A 15,319-nucleotide genomic window follows, 5' to 3' on the forward strand; every position below is an offset into this window, starting at 1 on the left:
TATATCACCAATCGGATTGATGACGAAGATGAGGGCGCAAGCTTGCCGTTCAGATCCCAAAATCCAGCGTCTTGCTCTTGCTCAGGGTCAGCTCCTTCTCGGCCTTGCTAGCCTCCTCCGGTTTCGGCTCAATGGCCTTCATGCCCTTCTCGCTAGTCGGCTTGAGCCGTTCCGTGACCTCGATGGCGGATGCCTTCTCGCCCTTGTTTCGGGCGACAGCCGCGCCGAGCTTGTCCGAGCTGTCGACCACCAGCGTCAGGTGATCGCGCAACCTCGTGACCGTCACCAAAAACGTCTTCTGGTTCGACAGGTTGCGTTCGCGGCTGTCCATCACTGCGATACCGCGATCCGAGGTCAGACCCTGCGCCATATGGGCGTTGAGCGCGTAGGCGAGGTCGATCCGCTTGAGAATCGGATCGCCCTTCCTGAGCTCGACCTGGTCACCTTTGGATGTTTCGAAGGTGACTCTGCCGCCTGCAATTTCGACCACCCTGGCCTGGTCGGAATTGAACAGGCCGCGCCGGTGATCATTGCGGGTCCAGCGGATCCGGTCGCCCTCATGGATTTCGAGCTTACGCGTCTCGAGCAAGGTGAGGTTGTCGTCACCCTTCCCCGCTTTGACCCGCGCCGGATCGAACCGGTACCGCCTCCCGCGCTGGTCCTCGACCTCGACCAGCCTCCCCTTCCGGTTCTGTCCGATGACACGGTACTCACCAACGGAAAGGCCGAGGGCCTCCTGCTTCCTGGAAACCTCGAGCACCCGTCCCGCCCGGTAGGCCGGGAGATGGCGAAGTTCTTCCCGCGTCGCGTTCACGCGGTCGAGGACATCAAACCTCATCATGCCAGGACCGATCTCGCGATTGGCGAGAAGGCCCTGCTGGACTGCCGCGTTGACCGCGGAACGAATTGCGCGGCCAGAAGCGTAAATCGAAGTCCGCGCGCGGGTCTCCTTGTCGAGCGCGAGCCAGGTCTCAGCGGCGACCAGCGCGCCATCGCCCTTAGCCTCGACGGTATGCGCCTTAAGATATCGAAGTGCCTTGCGCACGTCGCCAACCTGGGCTGCTGCCTGCGCTTCGCGGATGACAGGGTCGCGGGCGCGCAGGTTGGTCGCCATTTCAGCGCTCGCCATACCCGTCCGCTGCAGGAGCGCGAAAGGTTTGCCCGCATCGACTGCGCCGAGCTGCTTGCGGTCCCCCATCAGGACCAGGCGGTGCACGCCAGCCAGATTGGCAAGGCGGACGAGCTTTTCCTTGTCCTCGTTCGAGACCATCGACGCCTCGTCGAGCACCAGGACATGATCCTTGAGGCCCGCCTGCGCTTCCGCGCGCAATGCGACATTGCCTGGATCGTCGAGTAGCTTATTCCAGCCCCCGAGAAAACGCGCCAGCGTCTGCGAGCCGATCCCGGTGTCGCGTTCGAGCATCTGGACAAGAGTGTTCTGGATCGCGAGCCCGATGACCGGGTGTCCCTTTTCGCGTAGCACCTCGGCCACGGGCTTCAACACGCTGCTCTTGCCGGCCCCCGCGATGCCCTGGACCGCGATCGTGCGATCCTCCGACGTGAGGATCAACTGCGCCGCCGCCAATTGCCCCTCGTTGAGCCGGAAGCCCTGCCCCGTGAGCGCGGCCGCCTGGACAGATGCGGCGGCCTTTTGCGGGTCAATCACTCGCGAGCTGTCGCGCTTCCCGGCCGCGACTTCGGACAGGATTCGGTGTTCGGTCGCGACCGCATCAAGCGAGGCAAGCCACCCCTTGTGCTCGCCCTTGCCCGCAACCAGATCGCCCGAGCGCACCAAAGCCCGGGTCCGCTTCTCGACGTCGGTAATCGTGGTCGGCAGCCCGAAATCGAGCGCGGCCTTGTAAAGCGCCGTGCGCTCGAAGGCCGCCTCGCGCTGCGAGAGATGACGCACTGCCGATGCAACAGCCTGCGCTGCGGCGATAGTCTGGCGGTCCTGTCTCAGCACCGATGCCGGCACCAGCGGATCGGCGGGATCACCCCTGACATGCGCGGCAAAGCGGCTGAGCCATGCCCGCCCACGCTCGACCAGCGAGCCGATCCGCGTGGCCTCCATGCTTCGCCCGAGCGCCTTGGTCCGGGCCCGATCGACGAGCGGCGCCAGGTCGAGGCCAATCGACTTTGCGGCCTCGCTCCATTGTTTGCCGAGGGTCTCGCGGTCTTCGATCCCCTCCTTGCTCGCGCGGGTATCGAGTGCGGCGATGCGGCCAGCTTCGAGACCCGGACCGCGCCGCGCCTCGAGCACTTCCTTGCGGCGGGTCGAGAACGCCATCACCTGCTCGCGCGCTATCCCGCGCGCCTCGAAATTGCCGTGTTTTAGCACCGGCCCCGGCTCATAGCCGAGCTTCTCGACGGCGACGCGAAAGCGCGCCATTGCGATCGAATTGAGCGTGGTATTGAGCTGCCAGAGCCGATCGTTCTTGAGCGTTCGCCACTTACCGTCCCTCCCCTGCGTGACGTTGGCGATGACAGCGTGGAAGTGAAGGTTGGGTTCCTGGTTGCGGTTGGTGTCATGCTGGAACAGGCCGACAGCGAGATTGCCCGTCGCCTGAGTGACCACCTTGCCTTTCTCGACTATCCGGGTCTCGGCCGCGTTCTTCTCGGCCCAGTACAGCGCCTCGACGACGGCTTCGCGGTAGGCGGCGATGATCCTTTCGTCTTTCCCGACCAGCGCCAGCAACGACCAGCTCTTGGGTACCGAGAAGGTGAGATCGGTCCCCGGCCGGTGCGCCTGACCGGAGTTGCCGACGCTGCTCCCGTCGGGCAGCTCACCGCGCAGCAGCGCGTCGAACGCCTTGGCCTCGACCTTGCCCTCAAGACCTAGACGTTTGGCGGCGTCACCGATCCATTGACCCGACCGGTCGGCGTCGGCGCTGGCGTAATAATTGTCAGAAGCGAAGTAGCTTGCCGCCGCCGATGGCGAACGGACATTGGCGACGGAAAGCATGGGGCAGGATCACCTTTCGCAAGCCCTCGCCCCTCCCCTGGTCGGCGTTACATATCGGGATCGTAGTCGCCGAGATCGTGGTCGTGATCGTGATCGTGGTCGGCGCTCCGTCCTTGCTTCGCAGCGCCGCCCAGGAGCGACCTTTGCTGCTCCTCCTGCATCTTCTGGTCGGCCTTGCCGTGGGCGTCCTGCGCCCGCTGGTGGGGCGCAGGATCGGGAACGTCGGACCGCTGCGACGGTGCAGTTATCTGGTTGCTGTCGCGATCCTCTTCGGCCTTGCTAGACAGGGGAAGCTCGGACTGGGCGGGCCGGGGTTGGGCAGGAAGCGCGCTCCTTTGTCCTCGATCGCGAGGTTTTCGCGCCTTGGTTCGTTCCGGTCGCGCCTGCTCGGCCTTGGTAGTCCGACGACCCCGGCTTGGTTCCTTTTGCTGGTCCTTGCGCGGCCTCTTTTCGGGGCGGGTGGATGGTTCGTGTTTGTCCTTCATCCGGCGCGGATCGCCGTCATTGTCGCTCGTTTCCGACGGTCCGGTCGGCTCTGACGTGGTTCCCGCTTCGCCGCTCGCAGACGCTGCCTTCGTGGGCGTATTGGGGATCTCCCGGGCGATAAAGCTTTCGGCAACCCGGGGCCAGTTTCGTGGCTGGAGTACGACCGGCGCTGCGGGAAATCCTTCCGGGAATTTGATGAAGCCGTGGAGGTTCTTGAGCCTCATCAGCTCGTCAGGCAGGAGCAGCGGAACCACCTGACGCCGCGGCGTCAGACTGACCGCATCACGGGCGTTGTTGTAGCCGTAGCTGTAGCCTTCTTCCATCTCGCGAACCTCGCGGTGACCGATGACGTCGGAACACCAGGTGGCCGTCTCGCGGTCCGCCGTGCCGAGGATCAGCTTGGTGCGGGCAAGCGAGGACAGCGTCATCGCCATGTTCTCACCGTAGACGTCCTTGAGCTTGGCAAAGGCATGGATGCCAGTGACGATCGCGCCCCCGAAATTGCGTGCGGTCTGGAGGCCCTTCTCGAGCGATGGAAGGCGATGCAGCGCGCCCAGTTCGTCGATCAGGAACCACAGCCTGAGATCGCGCGAACGCTCGCCCGCCATCAGCGTGTTGATCGATGTATCGAGCCACAGGGTGAGCAACTGCGAGAGAACGCTCATGTCGATGTAGCGCGCCGAGAGAAACAGGATCGAGCCGGGTTTTCCCGCCCCGTTGACCCATTCGCGAACCGAAAAGGGCACGCCCTCTTCGGGCAGCATCTGCAGCGCCTTGGCATTGACATTGAACACCGCGCGCACCGATTCCGCCATACGCGCCGCGCTCGGCGTGCTGATCGGTCCCGCCATCGTGTCTTCGAGAAGCTGGTGCAGGTCGGAGAGATCGGCATTCATCAATTCATGCGCAAGCGCGGCATTGGTCCCCCGTCCCGCCTCGGCGAGCTTGAGGCAGGTCTCGACGAACAGCGTGCGCGCAGCAAGCACCCAGAATTGTTCTGCGCCGCCACCGTCATGAGGGACCAAGGACTCCGCCGCGGCATGGAATTCGGCGCGGGTCGTGCAATCGTTGAACACGCTCCAGGCCGGGCAGCGCGCGTCGAGCGGGTTGAGGATGATGTCGCGTCCGGGCTCGTAGAAAGTCTCGATGAAGGCCCCGGTGAGGTCGAAGATGACCGCGCGCTCGCCGCGTTGACGGATCTCGTCTGCCAGCTCGGTAAGCACCACCGTCTTGCCGGTTCCGGTCGTGCCGACCAGCATCGCATGGCTCTGCTCGAGCCGCCATGGCCAGCTGACACGGGCGAGATGCGCAGGAGCATAGAAGCCTGCTTCCCGAAGGTAACTGGCCCCGGCAAGCCGCCACTTCCAGCCCATGGCTTCGCCATATTCACGCGAACGCGCATTGCGGTTGTGCCGTTCGATCTCGCGCTTCAGTTCGGGGAGGGTTGCAAGTTCCGCGCCGCGCACGTGCTTCTTCTGTTTCGACCGCTCGCCGAAGCGTTCGGCGACCCACCAGAAGAGCAGGAAAAGGGGGGCGAGGATCAGCGCGGCAAGCCAGAGTGCGCCGACGGCCGTCGATCGAAAAAGCGCGACCGCCTCGCGCATTGGCGGGTAGTCGGTGACCACCGAAATCGGGAAGGCAACCGTGCTGCCATCCGCAAGCTTCAGGTTCACGAGCTTGTCGGGATCGAACTCCATGAAGCCATAGGCCGAAGCGTAGATATGCATCCACAGGAGGTAGACCTGATGGTCGTCGAGCGCGCCGCTCACTCCCCAGTAAAGGAGGCCGATGGCGACCAGAACGGTGACGATAAGCGGACCCTTGAGACCCGCCGCAAACATGAAACCGAAGTGGCCAAGGAGCTGGCTGCCGCGGGTGAAATTGACGAGATTATGCTTCATCGTCGCCTCCCTGTGGACGGGGTGCAATGATCCCGAGGCGCTCCAACCGGCGCTGGTAGGCAGCGACCGTTTTCTCGCGCAGATCGGCCTGCGGATGGTGCGTCAGCAGGGCATCGAGCGCGACCGTGATGAAGATGTTCTGGCGCACCGGATCGGTCGCCGGTGTCCTCAGATCGGCCTCGGTTGCGCGGTGCCAAGCATCGAAGATGCAATCGCCAATGACGATGCTCGCGCTGACCCTGCGCTCGTCGGATTGTTTCCTGATCCATTCGGCGATCAGGGGCGTGACATAGGTCACGAAGCGGTGGTGTCTTTGCATTTTTCCAAGTTCCTTGTGTTGAAAGAACCTGGCTCACCCTTCGAAAGGCAAGTGCCACTCTAGGCCGCCACCAAGGGTGTAGGAAAACGGAAAATTCGCGTAGATTTTCAGCAGGCTAGATGTATCTGTGCCGACTCGGCACGGACGAGCAAGCACGTGGACCGCTTCCGGCACAGAAGACGTCGCTGGCGATTCATGTTGAATTCGCGAGGCAATTCCTCGCCTTCCCTTGCAGCACCCGCTGCGTACGGTGTGCCAAAATTGTTCCCCGTTGCGCGTGAGTTTCCTGTGCTGCTGGGACTTGAATTCCTGGCGGCAGTGTCCTGCCCGACCAGTCGGAGCGAGAGCAGACATTAAGCTCAGGAAAGCGCTTTGGCTTCACGCTGATATACGGCCCCGACACAAGAACCGCACCCCCGCTAAAGCGGCGGCAAAGGAGCGCATGCGAGGCCAGGAACCGGGGGCTGTCGGTTCCGCCAGCCTCGCGCCGCTTCGACCCGGCGCCGGGCGGGAGTGCGTGCGGGACTCAAGGACAAGAACGCCGCGCCCGCAGGAGCACCGCTGCAGGCGGTGCGGGATCGAGCGCGTCATAAGTCCCGCTCCGCTTTTCGCCCCAACTCTTCCACCGGCGACCATGAAAATAGGGCAGGAACCGTAACCGGCTCCTGCCCTCGCTTGGTCGTCAGAATTCGTCGAGCATGCCGCTGTGCACAGTATGAACCACCCGGCTCGCCAGATGTGCCGGCAAGGCGTTGTAGTCGCCCTCGTCGAGAGCGAAGTATCCGAGATCGTCGTCTTCCACGACGTGCTGGTCGAAGAAGCTGTGCAAGGCCCGCCGTTCGGCAGTGGCGAGTGCTTCGAAGTAGCTGTTCGAGCCTGATTCAAGATTGCCAAGTGTAGTCATGATTTCCTCCTGATGTCTGTCGGTGAGACGACACGAGGAAGGCGGATGGGCGCGGTGCCGGCGGGTCAGGGATCGCCCCGCACGGGCGACCGCGAAGCGGCGGTGGGGGCAACGATTTTGTTGGACCGAAGCGCGAGCGCAGGGGAGGCAAAATGGTGGGGCCCCGCCGTCCTTGACGCGCCGGTGCCGGGCCCGTCACCCTTGAAAGTCCGTGAGCCAGGCCCCTCCCCAGTCCGATGAAGAGCCTTCATACCAGTCATCTGCAAAAGGACTTTCCTACAGGGTGTTGCCTGTTCCATTTGAACCAGCGGGAGGAACGCGAAGGGGGAGTAAGGATGAACTCCAATGCCATCGAACCGCAGCGCCGTTGCCGCCCTCAGGAAGCTCGAAGCCGACCAGGCGGCTCTCGACCAGCGTAAACAGCAACTCGAAGAGCAGGCCGCGCTTGAACTCGGCCGCGTGATCCTCGGAACAGGTCTCGAGACTTTTTCGAAGAAGGGATTGTCCAGGGTCGCCATGGAGTTGGGCAAGCTCGGGGAAGAGGGTGCTCTGCGGAAGCTGGTTCCGTCTGCTTCGTCGTCTTCCCGATCCGGACAAACGCCATCGGAATAAACATGAGAAAGGGGTCCTGTCCGGCTCGGACAGGACCCCTTCGGGAGTGAGATCGACGGGAGAGTTCAGTCGATCTGGGGAGCGTCGGTGTTATCGTTCTCGTCGCTCGACCCGTTGCCGCGGGAGAGGAAGTCGACCTTGTCCGCGAGAATCTCGGTACCGTAGCGCGTGACCCCGTCCTTGTCCTCCCACTGGGTGTAGTGGATGCGGCCCTGGACGCTGACCAGCTGGCCCTTGGAGCAATACTGGCCGACGGTCTTGGCGAGGCCGTTGAAGCAGGTCACCCGGTGGAACTCGCTTTCCTTGGCAGTGTAGCCGTTCTCATCCTTGTAGGTCTTGCCGTCCTTGTCGCGTGCGGGGCGATCGGTGACGACGGTAATCCCGGTGACGTTAGTGCCGCCCTTGGTCTCGCGGGTGTCGGGATCGCGGGCGATGCGGCCGGTGAGGATTGCGATATTGGTCATGGGTGTATTCCTTCAGTTCCTCAAACCGGAGACCATCTCCGGCTTGCGAACATCCAGAAGAAGCAGGGCATGGGGGGACTGCACCGCAGGAGCAAAGCTCCAAGGGGAACCCGTTCATGACGGGTGGTGCGGGCAGGCAGCGCAGCTGCCAACACGGCCGGAAAGGAACGGGTTGCCGTCCTCAGCTGACCTGGTTCAGGACTGTTCGCGAAGAAAGCCGGATGGGTATCGGGTGCGGGCCTGACGGTGCCAGGAACCTGCCGCAATCAGCCTGCTCCATCGCCTTCCGATGCTGCCAGGAGATCCATGAAGTTGCGCGCCGCCTCCCGGTCTTCCTCGTTCTCGAACGCCACGTCGAGATCGGGGGCGGACCCGAACATGTGCAGGAACGACCACAGCGCAAAGCGCTTGCCCCCGTCCTCCTCAAGGCCGAGATCGACCCGGCAGTGCTCGATGCCAGCTGACAACGTGTCGGGAGCAACCCCGGAGAGGTAGGTGGTGGCAAAGTAGCGCTGCAGCAGATCGTCGAGTTGCATGACCGGTCCATAGTCGGGTCGGTGCCGAATGCACATACAGGCATTTTAGATATGGATGACGAAGGGCCCCTCAGGACCCGGGAGAGGTGCCCAAGGGGCCGCGACGATCGACCACGGTGATCCGGCGGATCTTGGCATCGATCACCAGTCGTTCGGTGACGCCATTGCCCGGAAAGGCGACGACATAACGCGGCTTGAGCGAAAGCATTTGCTCGTTGCGCTTGAACCCGGCGCGGGCACCAAGCCGACGATCAAGCGAGTAGGTCAGTTGCTGCACTTCGCGGCGTTCAGCCCAACTCGCGGCCAGGCGATCGGCTCCCTTGCCGTCGCCGCCATGGACCAGGAAGAGATCGGGAACCACATCACGAACCTTGTCGAGCGTCGCCCAGATATTGTCGGCGTAGACACGCGCATCCTCGGCGCTCTCGAAGCTCTGGCGACCACCGGCGAAAACGACCGGAGTTCCTTCCGGAATCAGAGCGTGACGCCGGTTCTCAGTACGTGCGCGGAGGAAATCGCGGGCATCGATCACAGCCGAAGTAAGGTGGCGCGAATGGCTCGTACGCGAGCCAGAAACAGGCTTCCACGAGGAACCGGTCTCGTCACGGTAAAGTGCTGCGGCAGCCTCCCGCATCTGCTCGAAGGCCAGCATGCTGGCCTCGGCGGCCTGCGCGCGCTCGACCTGCTCTTCCAGATTGCTCGAATGCACTTCGGAGCCATCGGCCGATGCGAGGAGGACCCGGATCTCGTCGCTGGCCCGATCAAGTTGAGCCGACTTGCGGCTGGCTGCGCGGTGAAAGAGATTGACCACCCCCCAGGCAATATCCTCGGCATCTGCTTCCAGGGCCGTGTCGGAAAACATCGCGAAGAGGTCGGACCATACGGCACCAAGCGTCTGGTCGATCGCATCCTCGCAGGGAAAGTCGGTCTCGTTGAAGGGGGCTGGCCTGATGCTGAGGCCTGAAAGGTCGAGGCCGCTCAACTGATCGATGAAGCTGTCGTACATGGGGTGTCTCCTGATCGCGGGGACAAGGAGAGGAGGCACCATTGCCTCGGGCCTGTCCGCCGGAGCCCGATCAGGGCCGGGGAAAGGGGCAAGACGCACCGCGTAGCGGGAAACCTGCGGCCCTAAGGCTGGCGCGGGCAACACGGGCCGACGGGCCGCAGGTTGCGGCACGCCCCGGCCGGCCCAAGGGCCTCTCCCGGCGGTCAGGGATGAGGCAGGATCAGGGCCCGGTGTCGCAGGCGGATCGGGAGCGCTCGAAGATCGCTTCGCCATTCGAGAAGCGCCCGACCAGGCGCAGTTCACCGAACAGGTCGATGAACCTACCCGAGACCTGGCCAAGCCAATGCCGTGCCCTTGCTGTTCGTGGGTTGTAGAAATCGGCCTCCCAGTACCGGGCATCGTCGCGTTCGGCGAGCCAGATCGCGGCAAGGCCGCAATAGGTCGATATGCCGCAATCGGCGAAGGCGTTTCGCAGGAGGATGCGGTCCTCGCGGCCGCGCCATCCTTCGATGCGTTCAAAAGAAGGAAAGGCCACCTTCGCGGTATCGATGATCTCGTCGACTAGGCACTCGTATGCCCAGTCGACATCTTCGTCTTCGCCGTCATCAAGCAGGCGGAAGGCAACCACGGAGCCGGTTGGATAGCTGACGGAACGTCCCATCTCACCGCTCCTTAGGCTGCTTCAGCAAGGTCGACATCGGCGTCGCCTTCCAGAGATTGGTGACCACCCAGTTCGAGGAGCAGGCTGGCCGCTTCCTCGGCCTTGGCCGCAGCTGTCAGGATCGCGCGCTCGTCCGATTTGAGGATCTTGAGCCAGGATGCGATGTAGCTGGCGTGATGGTCGAGGTGGGTGACCGGAAGACCCAGTTCTGCCCCGAGGATGGCTGAGGACAGCTCTGCGATCAGTTCTTCGGCAGCATAGGCGTCGCCGCCGAAGCGGTTCTTGAGATCGCGGTCGAGCCGCGAAGAATGACCCGTCCAGTGCGACAACTCGTGTGCGAGTGTCGCGTAGTAGTGGTCATAGGCTTCGAAGAGTTCGACCGGCGGCATGGTGACGCGGTCGCGCAGCGGTTCGTAATAAGCCTGCGCGCCATGGTGGCGCAGGTCTGCGCCGATATGAGCAAAGAAGGCATCAAGGCGATCTTCTCGTCCATCGGGCTCCAGCGCGGCAACCAGTGGCTTGGGATGGTAGAAGTCGGGAAGGCCGTCGCACTGATCCGCGTTGAACACGGCATAGGCCTTGAGAACGCGCCGGTTTTCGGGGTCAGCTTCACCTTCGGCGTTCTCGACCTCCTTGGTGTAGCTCTTGTAGAAGATCGCGATGGTCGATTTCTCACCCTTGCGGACCTGTCCGCCGAGCGCCTGACACTGGCGGTAGGTCATCCAGTAGGGCGAAGTGTAGCCGCAGCCATCGGCCACCATCCACAGCCAGAAGGTGTTCATGCCGCGATAGGGCGTCCCGCAGCTCCGCAAGGGCCGCGACAGCGGCACACCGCGCCACGGCTTGACCCAGGGCTTTGTGCCTTGCTCGAGCTTTTCGATAATGGCGGCGGTGATGCGCTGAGCGGGCGACGTCGAAGTAGTGCGGCGGGACTTGGTCATATAAGCTCTCCTGATCGCCGGGACGGACCTGCCCCGGCTCAGGGAGAGCAAAGCTCCCTCCTCTCTCCTTCAATGATGACCGTTATGCGCCCTCATTCCGGAAATTGAAGATACAGATCCAGATTTCGAAAGCCGACATTCTCCAAGGGCAAGGCAGACTGTTCGCGTAAGGCTTTTGACAACACCAGATCAATGATCTAGCAGTTTGACTTCGGGCACTTATTCCGGCGCCCGGTAAGGCAATGCGCCCAAGTCCGGCTCGATGAGCTGTGTGCGAAGGACGCGTTGATGAATTCTCCCGCTAATTCAGGTTCCGTAGAACAAACTCCGATCCCGTTTTCCGATGGGGTGCGTGTCTGGGCGCGCATAGCCGCGTTGAGCTTTGGTGGGCCAGCCGGCCAGATCGCGGTGATGCACCGCATTCTAGTCGATGAAAAGCGCTGGATCGGCGAGAACCGGTTCCTGCATGCGCTCAATTACTGCATGCTCCTGCCCGGACCGGAAGCCATGCAGCTTGCCACCTATATTGGCTGGTTGCTCCACGGCGTTCGCGGTGGCCTCGTCGCAGGATGCCTGTTCGTCCTTCCCGGCTTCCTCAGCATTATGGCGCTTAGCGTGCTCTATGCCAGTTTTCAGGAGGCCAGCTTCGTCCAGGCGATTTTCTTCGGCATTAAGGCGGCGGTGCTCGCCATAGTCATCGAGGCCCTGCTGCGCATCGGGAAAAGGGCATTGAAAACTTGGCCCATGTATCTGATTGCCGCCGCAGCCTTCGTGGCGATATTCGCATTCGATGCACCTTTCCCGCTGATTATCGCGGCCGCCGCGCTGGTCGGTTTTCTTGGAGGGCATTTCGATCCTGCACGGTTTCTGGTCATTCGCGCCCGTGAAACGACCGAGGACGGGGAGAGCGAGCCGGAAGCCGTGCTTCATACAGGTGGCATGGCGAAAGCGCAGCCTACATGGCGCGGAGCAGTCCGCACGGCCTTGATCTGGGGCAGCATCTGGGCAGCTCCCATAATTGCGCTGATCCTTCTTGTTGGCCCAAATCACGTGTTCACGGAACTGGCGGTTTTCTTCTCCAAGCTCGCGGTCGTGACTTTCGGGGGCGCGTATGCCGTGCTGGCCTATATGGCGCAGGAAGCCGTGCAGACGCATGGCTGGCTTGCCCCCGGTGAAATACTCGATGGGTTGGGCATGGCGGAGACCACGCCGGGTCCACTGATCCAGGTCGTCCAATTCGTGGGGTTCATGGGGGGATATCGCGAAGCAGACATGTTAGGCCCGGTGGCTTCGGGCATCGCGGCTTCGGTCATCGTCACGTGGGTCACGTTCGTGCCGTGCTTCCTATGGATTTTCCTTGGTGCGCCATTTATCGAAAAACTGCGCGGCGTGAAGCTTCTGACAGCGGCGCTTTCGGCGGTGACGGCAGCAGTCGTCGGTGTGATCCTAAACCTTGCCATCTGGTTTGCGCTGCACGTTGCCTTCGCACGGCTTGACGAGGTTCGAGGTTACGGCGCACGCCTGCTCGTGCCGGACTTCGCCACGATCGACGTCGCCTCCGTCGTCATTGCCGCTGCGGCCCTGATCGCTATGCTGCGCTTCAAGATCGGGATGTTGCTCGTTCTCTTCGTGAGCGCACTCATTGGGTCGCTGTATTACCTCGCAACGATGGCTGGCACCTGAAATCACATCCAAGGAGAACTAAGATGAAGCAATTACGCAGAACATTGTTCGTCGGCGGCTTGGCTCTATCGCTATCAGCGATGTCGGCGGCTCTTCACGCGCAGGATAATCTCGGCAATCTCGAGGCGCTAATTTTCGAGGCATCGCACTCGGAGGTCACCATGACCGACGATGGGGTCGCACGCATCGGTTGGACGCGCGCCGACGTGCCGGTGATGGTCGACGGCATGCGCCTCGATCCCCCGGCAGGTCTCGGCTCATGGGCTGCCTTCAAACCCGTCGATGGCGGAGTGATGGTCATGGGCGACACGGTCGTATTCGAGGATGAGATAACAGCCGCGATGGACGCTGCCCTCGCCAACGGGTTGACCGTCACCGCGCTGCACAATCACTTCATATTCGACGATCCGCCGGTCTATTTTATGCATATCGGCGGGCATGGGGAAACCGCCAAGATGGCAGCGGGTGTAAAAGCCGTCTGGGATGCCATCAAGGAAGTGCGCGCCGCCTCGCCGACGCCGCAGCGCAGTTTCGGTGGCTTGACGCCGGATGCAAACGGCACGATCGAAGCCCTGGCGCTGAGCGAAATCTTGGGCACCGAGCCAAGCATCGCCGATGGTGTCGTGAAATACACCTTCGCTCGCCAAGGCCGCATGCACGGCGTTGAGATCGGTGGTTCGATGGGGCTTACGACCTGGGCGGCGTTCTCGGGCACCAACGACCTTGCCGCCGTGGATGGTGACTTCATCATGACCGAGGACGAAGTCCAGCCCGTGCTCCGCGCACTGCGCGAGCGGGATATCCATATCGTAGCATTGCATAACCACATGATCGGCGGTGAACCGATGTTTTACTTCCTCCACTACTGGGGAGTGGGTCCAGCAAAAGAGCTTGCAGCGGCGATTGCTGCTGCCCGTAACGCACAGGCCGAAACCGGATAGGCGCAACCATTCCGATAAAAATCAGTAAGGCAGCGATCGCTTGCACCTCATTGCGACAGGCATTGTCTTCGAAATGGCCGGGACGTGAGTTATGTCGTTAACTTTACGGGGTTGCCTTTGAATGCGATTTGGGTTGCGAACGGATTGTCCGTTTCCTTAGGAAAACGCCCGAAACCAGACTGTCTCGAAGCGGCCCCAAATTTGACACGGAAAAGGCGGCCCGTCCCGAGAGGGACGGACCGCCTGCCGAGTGACCTGGACCTGTCAGGAGGGGTCAGGCAGCCTGCTCGGCAACCTCGTCAGTTTCTTCGGCGTTGACCGCCTCGCCTCCTTTGTGGTCGGCCAATCCGACTTCATCGGAACCGGCGAAACGCATGATCGGCGGAACCCAAGCCTGCGCCCGCTCCTTGACGTCGGTCTCGCCGATGAAGTTGCCGGAGAAGATGCGCTCGGCTGCACTCGCAAGCTCGGCCTTCTTCGAGGCAGCGTAGCGACTGACCAGTTCGGGCCCACCTGCGGCATCGAGTGCTTCGAGCGTGCGGGCCTTGGCTACGCGGTCGAAGTAGTTCGCCGCCGTGGGACGCCACCAATGCGCCGTCTCAATGTCGAGACGGGAGCCGAGCGCCTCGTGCATCGGCACCGAGCGCTCGCCTTCGCAGGCAAGACTGGCAACCAAAGTGCGCGAGACGACATGGCCGAGCCATGCCGAACGCGCCTCGTCGGACAGCGCCCGGAATTTGGCAAACCGTTCGACGTCGCTTTCGCCAGCACGCCAGCTTTCATCGAGCGACCCGGCGAACTCGGCCAGGGCAGCGCTCGCCGGTGCGTCCTTGGCTTCGAACCCACTGACCGGCCCGGAAGCCACCGAGCCGACAAGCGTCGACGCTTTCTTCGCACGCCAATCGTGTCCATCGGCATCGGCAAGCGTGAAGACCATGAAGTCGAGCGCGAGTGCCGGATCGTTCGCGAGATGGATCGCCAGGATGTCGCGGCGTTGCATCGCGAGTTCATCAAGCAGGCGCTGCGACAATGAGCTCCCCTTTGGCTTCGCCGCACCGTTCTCTTCAATGGCCTCGACCACGCCCTCGTCAGCGATGACTTCGGTGTCGGTGTAGTACTGCGGGACCAAGGTCGGCTCGCCATTGCGCGAAAGGACGAGGAAGGCGCCGGCCTCGGGTTTCAGTTCGTCGGCGAGTACCGGCGGCCGGTCATTGAGCGCACGCATGGCGCGGTCGATCACCACGAGTTCCTGTTCGGCCTTGGCGACCTCGTCCTCGTCGCTGTCTTCGTCTTCGAGCACGGCGGCGACGCGGTCGTAGTCGGCCTCGAGCTTGCCAAGTTCCTTCGCTTCCTGTTCGGTCATCGGCGCAGGCTCGCATGGCAGACGGCCGAGACCTTCGACGAGGTCATGGCTGACGTAGTTGCCAAGCGTCGGGCGCACCCAGGCAAGGCCATATTCGAGCGCGGCCTTTTCGGCGGCTTCATCCATGGCCTTGTGCGCGAGATCTTCGAGCAGCGCGACATCGATCCAGCTCTCGCTGGCATCATCGTCGAACAGTTCGCGCTCGATCCGGCCACCTGCAGCGATGTAGGCATCGCGTCCGACGAGGACAGCGCGTGGATCGGAACCGCGCACCGTGGCATCGAGCACCATGCGGCGGATTGTATCGGGCGTGATCTGGTACCAGGCATCCTGCAGCTCGGCATAGACATGCGCCTGGCGCTCGACGTCGGAAATCGCGCCGTAGGCCTTGGCCATATCGAGCGTGATCGTGCCTTCGGCGAGCGCTTCGAAAACGCAAGGCGCGAGGCTTGCGAGGCGCAGACGTCCTTCGACGAAACGGACCGTGAGGCCGAAGCGGCGCGCCACGTCTTCAGGGGTAGCGCCTGCTTCGATGATGGA

At 62.6% G+C, this 15,319-nt stretch carries 13 protein-coding genes; 3 read left to right on the forward strand and 10 right to left on the reverse strand.

From position 1 onward, the window contains the following. Nucleotides 1-49: 49 nt before the first annotated feature. From mobF to AAG591_RS05470, 4 genes are all read right to left on the reverse strand, one after another. Nucleotides 50-2,962, reverse strand: coding sequence for a MobF family relaxase (gene mobF / locus AAG591_RS05455; RefSeq protein WP_342530005.1), 2,913 nt, complete (start codon nucleotides 2,960-2,962; stop codon nucleotides 50-52). A gap of 47 nt (nucleotides 2,963-3,009) precedes the next feature. Beyond that, entirely contained in the window at nucleotides 3,010-5,349 is a 2,340-nt protein-coding gene (locus AAG591_RS05460; RefSeq protein WP_342530007.1) for a type IV secretion system DNA-binding domain-containing protein, read from the reverse strand. Then, complete coding sequence (locus AAG591_RS05465) at nucleotides 5,339-5,668, reverse strand: hypothetical protein (protein ID WP_187336426.1); 330 nt, start codon at nucleotides 5,666-5,668, stop codon at nucleotides 5,339-5,341. Before AAG591_RS05465 ends, AAG591_RS05460 begins: the two co-directional genes overlap by 11 nt. A gap of 682 nt (nucleotides 5,669-6,350) precedes the next feature. Beyond that, nucleotides 6,351-6,572, reverse strand: coding sequence for a hypothetical protein (locus AAG591_RS05470; protein ID WP_342530008.1), 222 nt, complete (start codon nucleotides 6,570-6,572; stop codon nucleotides 6,351-6,353). Between the two features lie 345 nt (nucleotides 6,573-6,917). On the opposite strand from AAG591_RS05470, the gene AAG591_RS05475 reads away from it, so the two are divergent. Next, a complete protein-coding gene (locus AAG591_RS05475) occupies nucleotides 6,918-7,184 on the forward strand; it encodes a DUF6437 family protein (RefSeq protein ID WP_187336428.1) in 267 nt (88 codons plus the stop codon). A 65-nt stretch (nucleotides 7,185-7,249) separates the two neighbouring features. Here the strand turns inward: AAG591_RS05475 and AAG591_RS05480 are convergent, their stop codons facing one another. The 5 genes from AAG591_RS05480 to AAG591_RS05500 all read right to left on the reverse strand — a co-directional run bounded on the left by AAG591_RS05480 (nucleotide 7,250) and on the right by AAG591_RS05500 (nucleotide 10,792). Beyond that, a complete protein-coding gene (locus AAG591_RS05480; RefSeq protein WP_187336429.1) occupies nucleotides 7,250-7,648 on the reverse strand; it encodes a single-stranded DNA-binding protein in 399 nt (132 codons plus the stop codon). 266 nt (nucleotides 7,649-7,914) lie between these two features. Beyond that, nucleotides 7,915-8,184, reverse strand: coding sequence for a hypothetical protein (locus AAG591_RS05485; protein ID WP_187336430.1), 270 nt, complete (start codon nucleotides 8,182-8,184; stop codon nucleotides 7,915-7,917). A 70-nt stretch (nucleotides 8,185-8,254) separates the two neighbouring features. Next, nucleotides 8,255-9,190 (reverse strand): DUF2493 domain-containing protein, encoded by a 936-nt coding sequence (locus tag AAG591_RS05490; RefSeq protein WP_187336431.1) that lies wholly within the window; start codon nucleotides 9,188-9,190, stop codon nucleotides 8,255-8,257. Nucleotides 9,191-9,410: 220 nt separating this feature from the next. Continuing rightward, entirely contained in the window at nucleotides 9,411-9,851 is a 441-nt protein-coding gene (locus tag AAG591_RS05495; RefSeq protein ID WP_187336432.1) for a hypothetical protein, read from the reverse strand. Between the two features lie 11 nt (nucleotides 9,852-9,862). After that, complete coding sequence (locus tag AAG591_RS05500) at nucleotides 9,863-10,792, reverse strand: ArdC family protein (protein WP_342530010.1); 930 nt, start codon at nucleotides 10,790-10,792, stop codon at nucleotides 9,863-9,865. A 288-nt stretch (nucleotides 10,793-11,080) separates the two neighbouring features. Between AAG591_RS05500 and chrA the strand changes: the two genes are divergently transcribed. Then, the gene (chrA, locus tag AAG591_RS05505) at nucleotides 11,081-12,475 is read left to right on the forward strand and encodes a chromate efflux transporter (RefSeq protein WP_067673225.1); all 1,395 of its coding nucleotides are present in this window, start codon (nucleotides 11,081-11,083) and stop codon (nucleotides 12,473-12,475) included. A 23-nt stretch (nucleotides 12,476-12,498) separates the two neighbouring features. Beyond that, nucleotides 12,499-13,416 (forward strand): DUF1259 domain-containing protein, encoded by a 918-nt coding sequence (locus tag AAG591_RS05510; protein ID WP_228243362.1) that lies wholly within the window; start codon nucleotides 12,499-12,501, stop codon nucleotides 13,414-13,416. A gap of 274 nt (nucleotides 13,417-13,690) precedes the next feature. Here AAG591_RS05510 and AAG591_RS05515 read toward each other — a convergent pair. Further along, nucleotides 13,691-15,319, reverse strand: a 1,629-nt coding sequence (locus AAG591_RS05515; protein WP_342530012.1) for a ParB/RepB/Spo0J family partition protein, incomplete at its 5' end; no start/stop codon positions are given.

Source organism: Citromicrobium bathyomarinum, assembly GCF_038594485.1.
Lineage (GTDB): Bacteria > Pseudomonadota > Alphaproteobacteria > Sphingomonadales > Sphingomonadaceae > Alteriqipengyuania > Alteriqipengyuania bathyomarina_A.

Coding starts and splice junctions, on each gene's coding strand:
- mobF (WP_342530005.1), bottom strand. CDS start 2,962: ATGCTTTCCGTCGCCAATGTCCGTTCGCCATCGGCGGCGGCAAGCTAC.
- AAG591_RS05460 (WP_342530007.1), bottom strand. CDS start 5,349: ATGAAGCATAATCTCGTCAATTTCACCCGCGGCAGCCAGCTCCTTGGC.
- AAG591_RS05465 (WP_187336426.1), bottom strand. CDS start 5,668: ATGCAAAGACACCACCGCTTCGTGACCTATGTCACGCCCCTGATCGCC.
- AAG591_RS05470 (WP_342530008.1), bottom strand. CDS start 6,572: ATGACTACACTTGGCAATCTTGAATCAGGCTCGAACAGCTACTTCGAA.
- AAG591_RS05475 (WP_187336428.1), top strand. CDS start 6,918: ATGCCATCGAACCGCAGCGCCGTTGCCGCCCTCAGGAAGCTCGAAGCC.
- AAG591_RS05480 (WP_187336429.1), bottom strand. CDS start 7,648: ATGACCAATATCGCAATCCTCACCGGCCGCATCGCCCGCGATCCCGAC.
- AAG591_RS05485 (WP_187336430.1), bottom strand. CDS start 8,184: ATGCAACTCGACGATCTGCTGCAGCGCTACTTTGCCACCACCTACCTC.
- AAG591_RS05490 (WP_187336431.1), bottom strand. CDS start 9,190: ATGTACGACAGCTTCATCGATCAGTTGAGCGGCCTCGACCTTTCAGGC.
- AAG591_RS05495 (WP_187336432.1), bottom strand. CDS start 9,851: ATGGGACGTTCCGTCAGCTATCCAACCGGCTCCGTGGTTGCCTTCCGC.
- AAG591_RS05500 (WP_342530010.1), bottom strand. CDS start 10,792: ATGACCAAGTCCCGCCGCACTACTTCGACGTCGCCCGCTCAGCGCATC.
- chrA (WP_067673225.1), top strand. CDS start 11,081: ATGAATTCTCCCGCTAATTCAGGTTCCGTAGAACAAACTCCGATCCCG.
- AAG591_RS05510 (WP_228243362.1), top strand. CDS start 12,499: ATGAAGCAATTACGCAGAACATTGTTCGTCGGCGGCTTGGCTCTATCG.